The following is a 14,012-nucleotide window of genomic DNA, read 5'->3' on the forward strand; positions in this document are numbered from 1 at the left end:
TTATAACGATTGCGAATTTATATTCGCTTTGTAATCTTCTATTTTTTCTTTTAAAATCATTCTGGCTCTTGCCAGGTTAGATTTCGAGGTTCCTGTAGAGATATTTATTAATTCGCTTATTTCTACATGAGAGTAGCCATCTAATACGTATAGGTTAAACACCAATCGGTACCTGTCTGGTAATTCTTGTATAATTTTTAATAAAAAATCGATACTTAAATTTTCGTTACTAATATCAACAGTAACATCTTCAATATTACCTTCGTTAACAATATCAAAAACACCAACGTTTTCTCTATAGCGTTGTAAAGAGGTGTTAATTGCTATACGTTTTAACCAACCTTCAAAAGAACCTTTATTTTTATACTGATCTATTTTACTAAATACAGTTATAAATGCGTCGTGCAGATTATCTTCTGCCTCTGCATAATTTTTAGAGTACTTAAGACAAAGCGAAAATAGTTTACTTGCATATTGCTTGTATAATTGGCTTTGAGCTTTAGCATCTTGATTTATACACTTTTTTATGAGTTGTTCTAAACTCACATTTTTAAAGGAATTAATTAATAGTTATTTCTTATTGACAGTTTTGGATGCTCTGTTACTAACAACAGGAACTTCTACTAAATGATACTGATCAATACCAAATTCATCTTTGCCCTGATAAAATTTAAATAAATAAATCTCATCTCCAGAGACCGTTAGGTCAAAACTTACAGTAGTTAATTCGTCTTGAATTGTACAGTTATCATTTTGGTAAACTGTATTTAAAATAGATACAGTTCTTTCGTGCCCTTCAATATCAAAAATAATATTGTTAAAAACATAGCAGGAGCTTGGTTTAAGGTAAGACATTAAAACTTCGTAAGTCTCTCCTTGAACAAAGTGATCTGGGACTGCTACATTAATAATGGGCATGAACTCAGTGCGAACTACTGGATCTTCATTGTCTACGTTGCAAGACGTTGACAAGCCAACAACAAGCACGAGAAGTAAATAAACATACGTTTTCATGACTTTTCATAATTAATTCCGTTTAATAGATGCAAAAAGAGTAAAAGGGTTGCGTCTTAAAACAAAAAAAATCCTGTTTTAGCAGGATTTTTTTTATAATTTACTGATTATCTTTAATTAAGGCTCGAACTTTTTCTTCCAATTCATCCATCAAATCAGGGTTATCTTTAATTAATGACTTAACAGCATCTCGTCCTTGTCCCAGTTTGGTATCTTCGTAACTAAACCATGAACCACTTTTCTTTACAATATCGTGGTCAACGGCCAAATCTAAAATTTCACCAACCTTAGAAACACCTTCTCCATACATAATATCGAATTCTGCAGTTCTAAAAGGTGGAGCAACTTTGTTTTTTACAACTTTAACTCTTGTTTTATTACCCATTACATCACCATTACTATCCTTTATCTGAGTAGAACGTCTAATGTCTAACCGTACTGAAGCGTAGAACTTTAGGGCATTACCACCAGTAGTTGTTTCTGGGTTACCAAACATTACACCAATTTTTTCTCGCAATTGGTTAATAAATACCATGGTACAGTTTGTTTTACTAATAGAAGCTGTTAGCTTTCTTAGGGCTTGAGACATTAAACGTGCGTGTAAGCCCATTTTAGAATCTCCCATTTCTCCTTCTATTTCACTTTTAGGAGTTAATGCAGCTACAGAATCCACGACAACGATGTCAATAGCTCCGGAACGTACAAGATTATCTGCAATTTCTAAAGCCTGCTCGCCATTATCTGGTTGTGAAATGATTAAGTTTTCTAAATCTACACCAAGCTTTTCAGCATAAAAACGGTCAAAGGCATGCTCTGCATCAATAAAAGCAGCTATTCCACCAGCTTTTTGTGCTTCTGCGATAGCATGTAATGTCAGCGTTGTTTTACCAGAAGATTCAGGACCATATATTTCAATAACTCTTCCTCTTGGGTAACCACCAACACCCAAAGCAATATCTAAGCCTAAAGAACCTGAAGATATAGCATCTACATCTACAATAGCTTGATCACTCATTTTCATTACGGTTCCTTTTCCGTAGGCTTTATCTAACTTATCTAAGGTTAATTTTAGCGCTTTTAACTTTGCATCTTTTTCACTACTCATTTCTTTCTATGTTCTAAATTATATTGTTATCAAAAATACCACTTATTTTATTTTTTTAAAGATTTGACGCAACCATTTTACACTTTTTACATCTACTAATTGAAAAAGGAAATAATTGCTATGAATATCTTAAGTTAAAAGTTAGGGATAGGCTGAATAGTTCTTTAATTTTCTATAATAAGGTATAGGTAATGAGGCTACTGGTTTTACCAGTAGCTGAGTGCCTAAGATAGATTTACTTTTTCAGAAAAGTTTTAAGTTAGTGGTTAGTTAAAAAGCATCTTGATAAATTCAAGGTGCTTTTTTATGCTAGTTGTCTAAAAATAATACCTTTGTGCCCAGATACATCATAGATTTAGCGACGATGTACTTTATAATTCTTTAACCTTAAAATTAGTATAGCATGCAACTGTACAATAACTTAAGTGCTAAAGAAAGAGCAGAACTTATCGAAAAAGCGGGAAAAGAACGCTTAACGATCTCTTTCTACAAGTACGCCAAAATTGGCAACACACAGATATTTAGAAACCACATGTTTTTGGCCTGGGATGAGCTCGATGTTTTGGGTAGGATTTATGTAGCTCATGAGGGTATAAATGCCCAACTATCTGTTCCGGCAGAAAATTTTGAAGCCTTTAAAAATCATTTAGATACTATTACATTTTTAGAAAATGTAAGATTAAACATAGCCATAGAGCATGACAATTTTGCTTTTTTGAAATTAAAGGTAAAAGTGCGCCATAAAATTGTAGCTGATGGTCTTAATGATGATACGTTTGATGTAACCAACAAAGGTATTCATGTCAATGCCGAGCAATTTAATGCGCTTATTGAAGATCCAGACACGGTTTTAGTAGATATGCGAAATCATTATGAGAGTGAAATAGGTCATTTTAAAAATGCTATTACACCAGATGTTGACACCTTTAGAGAATCTTTAGATTTAATTGAAGAAGATCTTAGAGAGCACAAGGAAGATAAAAAGTTAGTGATGTATTGTACGGGTGGTATTCGTTGCGAAAAAGCCAGTGCTTATTATAAACACAAAGGATTTAAAAATGTGTTTCAGCTAGAAGGAGGTATTATAAATTATACACGTCAGGTAGAATCTGAAGGTTTAGAAAACAAGTTTATAGGCAAAAACTTTGTGTTCGATCAAAGACGATCAGAACGTATTAGTGATGATGTTATTGCTAGCTGCCACCAATGTGGAAAACCAGCAGACACACATACCAATTGCGCTAATGAAGCTTGTCACCTATTATTTATTCAATGTGATGCGTGTAAAGAAAAAATGGACAACTGTTGTTCTTCACATTGCCAGGAAATCATAAAACTGCCTTACGAAGAACAAAAAGCATTACGTAAAGGACAGGGTAACAGCAATGATATATTTAAAAAGGGTAGAGCAGATCACTTACCATACAAAAAGGATTTGCGAAACATTTTTGAAGCACAAAGTAATACCGCTAAATAAATGAATATTTATAAGCTATTACAGCTCAACAGAAAAATAAAAAGCCATAGAATTAAGTTTTTAGGGCTTTATCTGCTACATAAATTCAACAAGCGCTATTTAGCGGTGAATTTAGATCCTGTATTAGCTTGTAACTTACGCTGCAAAATGTGTTATTTCACAGATGCAGATTATGTAAAAACACTTAAAGGACAGTTTAAAGAAGACGATTTAGAACAGGTTGCAAAAACGATTTTTAATCGTGCTTTAAAACTGCAAATAGGCTGTGGTACCGAGCCAACATTATATAAAAATTTAGTAAGAATTGTAGAACTAGGAAAACAATATAAAGTACCTTATATTTCTATAACTACAAACGCAAACTTACTAACTAAAGAAAACATTGAGCCGCTTTTAAAAGCAGGACTTAATGAGTTTACCATTTCGCTTCATGGAGTAACCAAAGAGAGTTATGAAAGCTTCATGAAAAAAGCCAATTACGAAAAATTTCAGAATGCTTTAAATGCCTTTGTTGCGCTTAAAAAAACCTATGATTTTAAGGTAAGAATAAACTATACCTTTAATAAAGATAACTTTTACGAACTCAAGGATTTCTTTAAGTATTTTAATGGTGAAAGTTTTGATATTCTTCAATTAAGACCAATTCAAAAGATAGGAAATACTGAGTATAATGACTTTGATGTTTCTTCTTTAGAAGATGATTATTTAGACCTTATAAAAAATGTGAGGCAACAGTGCTCTAGTCATCATATTACCTTAATGGCACCAGATAGTTTATCTGTATTAAAAGGAGAAAATAACTCTAGTTTTGTTTTCGATTACACCTTCTGCTATGTCTCGCCTAATAAATTTTGGAAGGAAGGTTTTAATTGGCGCAAAGAATCCTTTAATGATTTTTCCAAAAAGATAGGATGGAGTAAATTATTGTTATCTAATATATTTAAAACGAAGTCTCAACTAAAATCACTGTCTAACAAACTTAATTACGAAATAGAGTTTAATTAAGAGTTAAGGTGTTTGTGTAATATTGGGCTATAGCATAGTACCCGTAATCGTTTTAGTTAGTACTGTCACCATCTCAGATATTAAAGAAAAGTGCTTCAGTTTTAGTACTAAAGCACGCTTTTAATTCATAATATTTTACCTATTTCTTTATGAGTTTAACAGTTTTTTGCTCATTTTGTTTGCTATATAGTGTTACAAAATACAATCCGTTAGATAAATAAGATAAATTAACTTGTTTTATACCTTCAGAAGTGCTCTCTTTTAATTTTAAAACAGATTTACCAGACACATCCACAATTTCCAGTTCTTCAATTTTTATTGCAGAATTGATAGTTATAATGTCATTAAACGGATTAGGATAAATCGAAGTATTTTCAATGGTTACATCTTCAACACTTAATGTTCCTACATTAAAAGTATGCGTTATGGTTTCTCCCAAATACGTAACTTCCCACTTCCATTCGCCTTCGATGTTTGGAAAAGCATTCCACCTCCACCACGAAAACTGATAGTAGTCCGTTAGGCTGTAACTCCAATTAAATAAATCTGTATTATCTGGCTTTATAATTCTAAGATTTAATGAAGAACCTGGTTCTTGATCTCTAAGAAAAACAGTAAAGAAAACCTGATCATTTAGATTAAATTGATTACTAAGATTAGGAACTTCTGTTGTCGGGCAAGCATTAAATACTGGGTCTGCAGTGTGAGTTAATGCTGCATTTACAGCAGGATTTAAATAGGGTTTTTGAGATTGCCACCAAGTATCCATGTTCATGGTATTGCAATTGCCAGCATAAGGGTCTACTAATTGCGTATAGGAGCTGTTTGTATGCACCTCAAAATGCAAATGTGGACCAGTAGAAATACCAGAGCTTCCCATAATTCCTAAAAACTCACCCTGTGCTACCATATCTCCGACAGTCTTTGTGGTTAAAGATCCGTTTTTTAAATGACCATACCAAGCAATACTTCCGTCACTGTGTTGAACATAGACCGCATTCCATGGCGTTGTAGTGTTAAAGTCACAGCTACGATCAAAGTTGCCATCTCCCTTGGCAATTATCTGCCCGGCAGCAGCGGCAATTATTTCTGCCTGATCATTATCCATGGCGTACCAAGTAAATGGCCATGAAAAAATGTCTACGCCTTGGTGGTTATAACCGCTGGCAGTATCGTAAGTTTTGGTTCCACAATTGTAATCAGTAAGCTGGTTTGGTGCACCTGGGTTGTGATCTACATAGTTAGATATTGCCCAAATAGAATTATAGTTTACGTTAGACGCTTTCGTAACAGGCCATGTAAAGAGAGGATGATTTCCTCTTTTAGCACTATTAAAGGCTAGATTATTGTTGCGCTTTAATAATTTTAGATTTTCATTTATTTCTTTAAAAATAGCATTGCGTTGCTCATCTGTTATACATACTGAGTTGTCAGTATTTCTAATAAACTCTCCGCCATAGACTTTAGATGGAGAATTTTGAGAGTAGCCTAGCTTAAAAGCTACAAGTAGAGTTAATAAAGTAGTTTTTATATTCATGATTTTAAATGTTGATTTTAATTACATCGCAAGAATTTAAAAATGTGAGCATTTATACATTAAAATATTTAAAAAAGAGTTTTTTTACTTCTATAAAGTTGGCTTAGTTAACTAAAGAAATAATAGTATCTTTACTCATTAAATATTTTTATGAATCCTTTATTTAAGCACATATTGCTTAAATTCAATATATAGTTTTAATATGGCTTGCAACAGTTGCACAACTGATAAAGACGGTCAACCAAAAGGATGCAAAAATAATGGGACTTGTGGTACAGATAGCTGCAACAAACTCACTGTTTTTGATTGGTTGGCTAACATGTCGCTTCCAAACGGACAAGAACCTTTTATAGGTGTTGAAGTGCGTTTTAAAAACGGAAGAAAACAATACTACAAAAACACTGAAAATCTTACGCTGAGCATTGGTGACATCGTTGCTACACAGGCAAAATCTGGTCACGATGTTGGTATGGTAACCTTAACTGGCGAACTTGTGCGCGTACAGATGAAACGTAAAAAAATTGATATAAAGGACCCAGAAAATGTCTTAAAAATATATCGTAAAGCTTCGCAAAAAGATATAGATATTTGGTCTAAGTCTAGGGACAAAGAAGAAGCCATGAAGGTAAAAGCACGTCAATTTGCCATAGACCTTAATCTTAAAATGAAAATCTCTGATATCGAATACCAAGGAGATGGTAGCAAGGCAACGTTTTATTATACAGCAGAAGAGCGCGTAGATTTTAGAGAGTTAATTAAGGTGTTTGCCAGAGAGTTTAAAACAAGAATTGAAATGCGCCAAGTTGGCTTTAGACAAGAGGCAGCAAGACTCGGCGGAATTGGCTCTTGCGGAAGAGAATTATGTTGTTCTACTTGGTTAACCGATTTTAGATCCGTAAGTACTTCAGCAGCTAGATATCAGCAATTATCTTTAAACCCTTTAAAATTAGCTGGGCAGTGTGGTAAGCTAAAATGTTGCCTAAACTACGAGTTAGATGCCTATTTAGACGCCCTAAAGGCGTTTCCTAAAAACGACACAAAGTTACATACAGAAAAAGGTATTGCGGTGTGCCAAAAGACAGATATTTTTAAGGGTTTAATGTGGTATGCCTACGAAGGTGAATGGATGAATTGGCATGTTATTACAACAGATCAAGCCAATGAAATAATTGCAAAAAATAAGAAAAAAGAAAAAGTAGCTAGTCTCGAAGAGTATGCTGTAGAACACCTACAAGACACTAAAACAGAATTTGAAAACGTTGTTGGTCAAGACAGTTTAACACGTTTCGATAATCCAAAACCTAAAAAGAAACGTAACAAGAACAGGAACAGAAATAAAAACCGGAACAAAAACCGTAATCAAAAACAAAATGCAAAAAAGAACTAACGTCTTACTAGTAGTGCTTGTGAGTTTACTTTTGGCTTCAAGTTGCGACTCTAAAGCGGTGTTTGATGCATATAAATCGGTTCCAAGTAAATGGCATAAAGATTCAATAACAACGTTCAATTTTAAAGCGCCAGACACTACCAATTATTATAATCTTTACGTTAATCTAAGAAACAATAATGATTATGCATTTAGTAATTTGTTTCTTATTGTAGAGTTAAATTACCCTAATGGCAAAGCAATAAAGGACACTTTAGAGTATAAAATGGCTGCGCCAAACGGAGAACTCTTGGGTTCGGGGTTTACAGATATTAAAGAAAACAAACTTTGGTATCGAGGCTATAAAGCCCCATTTAAGTTTGCAGAAGAAGGATATTATAACATAAACATTCAACATGCCATGCGAAAAAACGGAGAGGTCAATGGTGTTGAAAATTTAGAAGGAATTACAGATATAGGTTTTAGGGTAGAATCAGCTCAAAATTAGGTGTTATGGCAAAAAAGAAGACAACAAAATCTAAAACAGAAACGGTAAATTTTTATAAATATATAAGATGGTTTTGGATGCTGTTTGCTGGTGGGATTCTAGTGGTTGTATTACTATTTCTCTTAGCATCTTGGGGACTTTTGGGGGAAATGCCAGACCATACCAGATTAGAAAATCCAGAAACTAATTTAGCCACAGAAATTATTTCTTCAGATGGTGTAACATTAGGTAAATTTTATTTCGATGATAACAGAACACCTGTAGGATATGACGATTTACCAAAGCACTTAGTCGATGCTTTAGTGGCTACTGAAGATATTCGCTTTTATGACCATTCAGGCATTGATGGAAGAGGAACCTTGCGTGCTATATTTACACTCGGTAGCGGAGGTGGTGCTAGTACAATATCACAGCAATTAGCAAAACAATTATTTACGGATCAGGTGTCTCAAAATAAATTAGAACGAGCACTTCAAAAAGTAAGAGAGTGGATTATTGCTATACGTCTAGAACGTCAATATACTAAAGAGGAAATAATAACTCAGTATTTCAATATTTATGACTTTAACAATCATGCAGATGGTATTCGTTCTGCTTCTAGGATTTATTTTGGAAAAGAACCTAAAGATTTAGACATTAAAGAGTCAGCTATGTTGGTTGGGATGTTCAAAAATTCTTCATTATACAACCCTAGATCTCATAAAAACCCTGTAGGTACTAAAAACAGACGTAATGTTGTTTTGGCGCAAATGCATAAGTACGGCTACATTACAGAAGAAGTTAAAGACTCTCTTCAAGCAACCGAACTAGATCTTAATTATACACCAGAATCTCATCGAGAAGGAATTGCAACCTATTTTAGAGAATACCTCAGAGCTTTCATGAAAGATTGGGCTAAAGAAGAAGGCAATAGAAAACCAGATGGCTCTAAATATGATTTGTATAGTGATGGGTTAAAAGTGTTTGTTACCATTGATTCGCGCATGCAAAAATATGCCGAAGATGCTATTGAGTTGCATATGCCAAGACTGCAAGCAGAGTTTGACCACCAAAACACACCAGATAGAAACCCTACGGCACCTTTTCTAGAATTAACAAAATCTGAGGTCAACGATTTGATGAAAGCCGGAATGCGAAGAGGTGAGCGTTGGAGGATTCTAAAACAGCAAGGTAAATCAGATAAAGAAATAGAAGCATCCTTTTATAAGCCTGTTGAAATGACAGTTTTTAAATGGATTGATGGTAAGCCTGGTGAAGTAGATACAGTTATGAAACCCATAGACTCCATGCGTTATTATAAATCCTTTTTACGTCCTGGTATGATGTCCATGGATCCTACTAACGGACATGTAAAAGCTTGGGTTGGTGGTATGAATTACAAGCATTTTAAGTACGATATGGTAAAGCAAGGAAAGCGACAAGTAGGCTCTACCTTTAAACCTTTTGTATATGCCACAGCCATAGATCAGTTACAGGTGTCGCCATGCGATTCTTTTCCAAGAACTCCAATTACTATAGAGGCCAATAAATTTGGAAATCCAGAATCTTGGACAACGAAAAATTCCGACGGAAATTATTCTGGCAAACAAACTCTAAAAGATGCGCTAGCAAGTTCTACAAATACTATTACAGCCCGTTTAATGAATGAAATAGGACCACAACCAGTAGTAGAAATGGCAAAGAAATTAGGAGTAGAACAAGATATTTTACCTGTACCAGCGATAGCTTTAGGCACACCAGATATAAGTGTTTACGAAATGGTTGCAGCATATTCAACCTTTGCAAATAAAGGTGTATATAATACACCCGTAATGGTAACACGTATAGAAGATAAAAACGGAACAGTATTATATCAAGTAGCACCAGAAAGTAAAGATGTATTGAGCGAAGAGGTTGCTTACGTTACAGTCAACCTCATGGAAGGAGTGACTCAAGCAGGTTCAGGAAAACGGCTAAGACATAATTCCGACTGGCTAAAAAAATCTGCAGTCTACAAAGAGATAATGACCGGCTATCCTTACGAATTTAAAAATCCTATTGCAGGTAAAACAGGGACTACTCAAAACCAAAGCGATGGCTGGTTTATGGGTATGGTACCAAACTTAGTTACTGGTGTTTGGGTTGGAGCAGAAGATAGAGCTGCACACTTTAAGTCCATTAACTATGGTCAGGGAGCCTCTATGGCATTACCAATTTGGGGATTATATATGAAAGCCTGTTATGCAGACAAAACATTAGATGTATCAAAAGATGAGTTCGAAAAGCCTTCAGAATTATCAATTAATATAGATTGTACGGCTAAAGACGAAGGAGACCTCAGTGACTATACAGATGAGAGAGAAGATGAAGACATTGAAATAGATTTTGAATAATAACTCCATAGTTATCTCCTTATTTATTTTACCAGAAACTATTAATTTATAGCATTGTTTTGTATTTTTCCAAAAAGGTAAAATACACAATCATGATTAATAAGAAAGTAGCTAATGTTACTGAAGCTTTGCAAGGTGTAAAGGATAATATGACCTTTATGTTTGGTGGTTTTGGATTATCTGGCATTCCTGAAAATGCCATTGCAGAACTCGTAAAGTTAAATGTAAAAGGATTAACCTGTATCTCCAATAATGCAGGCGTAGACCATTTTGGTTTAGGCCTCTTACTTCAACAAAAACAAATAAAAAAAATGATTTCATCTTATGTTGGAGAAAATGATGAATTTGAAAGACAAATGCTATCTGGTGAGTTAGAGGTAGAGTTAATACCTCAAGGCACTTTAGCTGAGAAAGCCAGAGCGGCACAGGCAGGTTTCCCTGCATTTTATACACCTGCTGGTTACGGCACAGAAGTAGCAGAAGGAAAAGAAACCAGAGCATTTAACGGTAAAATGTATGTACTAGAACATGCTTTTAAAGCCGATTTTGGTTTTATAAAGGCCTGGAAGGGCGACGCGGCTGGTAATCTAATTTTTAAAGGCACAGCGCGTAACTTTAATCCAAATATGTGTGGTGCAGCCAACATTACTGTTGCAGAGGTGGAAGAACTTGTTCCTGTTGGTGAGTTAGATCCCAATCAGATACATATTCCAGGAATATTTGTACAACGTATTTTTAAAGGTGCTCACTACGAAAAAAGAATAGAGCAACGAACTGTAAGACAAAGGAGTTAGTTATGTTAGATAAAAACGGAATAGCAAAACGAATTGCAAAAGAAGTAAAGGATGGTTATTATGTTAACCTTGGTATTGGTATACCAACACTAGTAGCTAATTTTGTAAGAGACGATATAGAAGTAGAGTTTCAAAGTGAAAATGGCGTTTTAGGAATGGGACCGTTTCCTTTTGAAGGTGACGAAGATGCTGATATTATAAATGCAGGAAAGCAAACCATTACAACATTACCAGGAGCTTCATTTTTTGACTCCGCAATGAGCTTCTCAATGATTAGAGGACAACATGTAGATTTAACTATACTTGGTGCTATGGAAGTTGCAGAGAATGGTGATATAGCCAATTGGAAAATACCTGGTAAAATGGTAAAAGGAATGGGAGGAGCCATGGATTTAGTTGCGAGCGCCGAAAATATAATTGTAGCCATGATGCATACCAATAGAGCAGGTGCGTCAAAGCTTTTAAAATCGTGCAGTTTGCCCTTAACTGGCGTTGGATGTGTAAAGAAAATAGTAACTAACCTGGCTGTGATTGAGGTTACACAAAAAGGTTTCAAATTATTAGAACGGGCTCCGGGTGTTTCAGTAGAAGATATAAAAAATGCTACAGAGGGACATTTAATTGTTGAAGGTGAAATACCTGAAATGGCGATTTAGTATAATACTTTTATCAAGCTTCATTTAGCCGCGTCATATGATGTGGCTTTTTTGTAAGAAAAATAGACTAAATGAATTGAAAATGTTAAAAATAAATGCATTTCATCGATTTATGATGCATTTAAACTGATATTTTGAAAAATAATTAGATATTAGCCATCCCAAATCAACAACTAAAGTAACCTCAATTTACCATAAACTTAATTTATAGATTTTGCCCCAAATCTAGCATAAACTAAAGCTTATGAAAACCAAATCAAATCTACCAGAACCTACTTTAAATGAAAACGTATTGTTTTCAAACTTAAAAAACACAATGAGAGTAATTACAGGTGTTTTAAAGTTAACTAAGAAAATATTCATGCTATAACCCTTTTGGGATGGCATGAATTAATTTTCTTGTGTATTCTTTTTCGGGAGAATTGTAAATCTTATCTGCATCTCCAATTTCTTCAATTCTTCCTTTATTCATAACAATTAATTGATCTGCCATGTATTTAACAACTGCTAAATCATGAGAGATAAAGATATAGGTAAACCCAAATTGAGATTTTAAATCGTTTAGAAGGTTAAGTACTTGGGCTTGGACTGAAATGTCTAAAGCAGAAACAGATTCGTCACAAACAATAAGTTGAGGTTGTAGCGCAATTGTTCTGGCAATACCAACACGTTGTCGTTGACCACCAGAAAACTCATGAGGGTATTTATAAAAACAGGAAGTTTCTAGACCTACGTTGTTTAAAATCTCTAAAACTTTTTCTTTACGGTCTCTAAAGGAATTACCAATATTATGCACCTTCATGGGCTCCATAATAGCATCTCCAACAGTCATTCTTGGGTTAAGTGAAGCAAATGGGTCTTGAAAGATTATTTGAATATCTTTTCTTAACGCTCTAATTTCAGCTGTGCTCAAATTAGTAATATCCTGTCCTTTATACATAATACTTCCTGAAGTGGCCTTATCTAATTGAAGTATAGCATTGCCTAAAGTAGATTTACCACATCCAGACTCTCCTACCAAGCCCATAGTTTCGCCAGGATATACTTTAAAGCTAACACCATCAACAGCTTTAAATGCCGTATCTTTTGAAAATAACCCCTTTTTAGAAAAATAGGTTTTCTCGAGGTCAATGACTTCGAGAAGTGGTTCTTGAGCGTATAGTTTTTTATGATTAGCAATTCGTTCATTACTCGAGATCATGCTACTATTATCAACATCTCCTTTCATAAAATCGGAAATCGTTGGTAATTTTTTTAATCTAGAGTTTGTAGAGGGTCTTGCATTTATTAGGGCTTTGGTATAATTATTCTTAGGGTGTTTAAAAATCGAAGTAGTATCGGCTTGTTCAACTATTTTACCCTTATACATTACCAGCACTCTATCTGCAATTTCGGAAACTAAAGCTAAATCATGAGAAATAAACAGAATACTCATTTTAGTTTCTTTCTGTAATTCTTTTAGAAGTAATATTATTTCTTTTTGAACGGTAACATCTAGAGCTGTAGTGGGTTCATCAGCTATTAGAATTTGAGGTTTGCACGCAAGCGCCATAGCAATCATAACCCGTTGCTTTTGCCCACCAGAGATTTCGTGTGGATATGATTTATATATTCGTTTAGGATTTGGCAGCTTTACCTTTTTAAAAAGCGAAATGACTTCATCCTTTATTTTGGGTTTAGATAAATAGGTGTGCTGCTGCAAAATTTCTTTAACCTGTCTACCACACTGCATGGATGGATTTAGAGAACTCATAGGTTCTTGAAAGACCATAGCAATTTTTTTTCCTCGGATATTTTGAAATTCTCTATCTGTAATTCTGGTTAAATCTATAGAATTAAACATAATTGAACCCGAAGTTACCCTAAGGACTGATTTTGGGAGTAATCCCATAAGGCTCAAGGACGATATCGATTTCCCTGACCCAGACTCACCAACAACAGCTAGTATTTCGTTTGGGTTTATATAAAATGATATAGAATTAATAAGCTGTTGCTCTTCATCATGACTAAAGGATGATATAGAAAGGTTACTAACTTTAAGTAAATTTTGTTTCGTCATTATGTAAAAATAATCAAAATCAACATCCAAAAATGCTTATAAATTTTCTTTTCAATACCATAGGGTAAATGTATTCTTACTTTGGATTACGGTTTTTCCGCATATTTTATGGTTTTTCA

At 34.3% G+C, this 14,012-nt stretch carries 13 protein-coding genes; 7 read left to right on the top strand and 6 right to left on the bottom strand.

The window, feature by feature from the left end; all coding sequences use genetic code 11:
- From BWZ20_RS09555 to recA, 3 genes are all read right to left on the bottom strand, one after another.
- Positions 1 to 546, bottom strand: coding sequence for an RNA polymerase sigma factor (locus BWZ20_RS09555; RefSeq protein ID WP_076619418.1), 546 nt, complete (start codon positions 544 to 546; stop codon positions 1 to 3).
- Positions 547 to 570: 24 nt separating this feature from the next.
- Positions 571 to 1,014, bottom strand: a complete 444-nt coding sequence (locus BWZ20_RS09560) for a hypothetical protein (protein ID WP_076619420.1) — start codon at positions 1,012 to 1,014, stop codon at positions 571 to 573.
- A 100-nt stretch (positions 1,015 to 1,114) separates the two neighbouring features.
- Positions 1,115 to 2,119 carry a recombinase RecA gene (recA, locus tag BWZ20_RS09565; RefSeq protein ID WP_076619422.1) on the bottom strand — a complete coding sequence of 335 codons (1,005 nt, stop codon included), beginning with the start codon at positions 2,117 to 2,119 and terminating at the stop codon, positions 1,115 to 1,117.
- Positions 2,120 to 2,522: 403 nt separating this feature from the next.
- Between recA and BWZ20_RS09570 the strand changes: the two genes are divergently transcribed.
- The gene (locus tag BWZ20_RS09570; RefSeq protein WP_076619424.1) at positions 2,523 to 3,596 is read left to right on the top strand and encodes a rhodanese-related sulfurtransferase; all 1,074 of its coding nucleotides are present in this window, start codon (positions 2,523 to 2,525) and stop codon (positions 3,594 to 3,596) included.
- Complete coding sequence (locus tag BWZ20_RS09575) at positions 3,597 to 4,601, top strand: radical SAM protein (RefSeq protein WP_076619426.1); 1,005 nt, start codon at positions 3,597 to 3,599, stop codon at positions 4,599 to 4,601.
- A gap of 139 nt (positions 4,602 to 4,740) precedes the next feature.
- Here BWZ20_RS09575 and BWZ20_RS09580 read toward each other — a convergent pair whose 3' ends face one another.
- On the bottom strand, positions 4,741 to 6,138 hold the full coding sequence (locus tag BWZ20_RS09580) for a peptidoglycan DD-metalloendopeptidase family protein (protein WP_076619428.1): 1,398 nt from the start codon (positions 6,136 to 6,138) through the stop codon (positions 4,741 to 4,743).
- A gap of 202 nt (positions 6,139 to 6,340) precedes the next feature.
- Here BWZ20_RS09580 and BWZ20_RS09585 point away from each other — a divergent pair, with 202 nt between their 5' ends.
- The 5 genes from BWZ20_RS09585 (at position 6,341) to BWZ20_RS09605 (ending at position 11,834) form a co-directional block, all read left to right on the top strand.
- Positions 6,341 to 7,525, top strand: coding sequence for a stage 0 sporulation family protein (locus BWZ20_RS09585; RefSeq protein ID WP_076619430.1), 1,185 nt, complete (start codon positions 6,341 to 6,343; stop codon positions 7,523 to 7,525).
- On the top strand, positions 7,509 to 8,012 hold the full coding sequence (locus tag BWZ20_RS09590) for a gliding motility lipoprotein GldH (protein ID WP_076619432.1): 504 nt from the start codon (positions 7,509 to 7,511) through the stop codon (positions 8,010 to 8,012). The genes BWZ20_RS09585 and BWZ20_RS09590 overlap by 17 nt, the downstream gene beginning before the upstream one ends.
- A gap of 5 nt (positions 8,013 to 8,017) precedes the next feature.
- Positions 8,018 to 10,384, top strand: a complete 2,367-nt coding sequence (locus tag BWZ20_RS09595; RefSeq protein ID WP_076619435.1) for a penicillin-binding protein 1A — start codon at positions 8,018 to 8,020, stop codon at positions 10,382 to 10,384.
- Positions 10,385 to 10,476: 92 nt separating this feature from the next.
- Positions 10,477 to 11,178, top strand: a complete 702-nt coding sequence (locus BWZ20_RS09600; RefSeq protein WP_076619437.1) for a CoA transferase subunit A — start codon at positions 10,477 to 10,479, stop codon at positions 11,176 to 11,178.
- Between the two features lie 2 nt (positions 11,179 to 11,180).
- Positions 11,181 to 11,834, top strand: a complete 654-nt coding sequence (locus tag BWZ20_RS09605; protein ID WP_076619439.1) for a 3-oxoacid CoA-transferase subunit B — start codon at positions 11,181 to 11,183, stop codon at positions 11,832 to 11,834.
- A gap of 225 nt (positions 11,835 to 12,059) precedes the next feature.
- Here the strand turns inward: BWZ20_RS09605 and BWZ20_RS15475 are convergent, their stop codons facing one another.
- Positions 12,060 to 12,197, bottom strand: a complete 138-nt coding sequence (locus BWZ20_RS15475) for a hypothetical protein (RefSeq protein ID WP_157358376.1) — start codon at positions 12,195 to 12,197, stop codon at positions 12,060 to 12,062.
- A 1-nt stretch (position 12,198) separates the two neighbouring features.
- Entirely contained in the window at positions 12,199 to 13,893 is a 1,695-nt protein-coding gene (locus tag BWZ20_RS09610) for an ABC transporter ATP-binding protein (protein WP_076619441.1), read from the bottom strand.
- Positions 13,894 to 14,012: the final 119 nt, after the last annotated feature.

The sequence above is a fragment of the Winogradskyella sp. J14-2 genome (assembly GCF_001971725.1).
Classification (GTDB): Bacteria; Bacteroidota; Bacteroidia; order Flavobacteriales; family Flavobacteriaceae; genus Winogradskyella.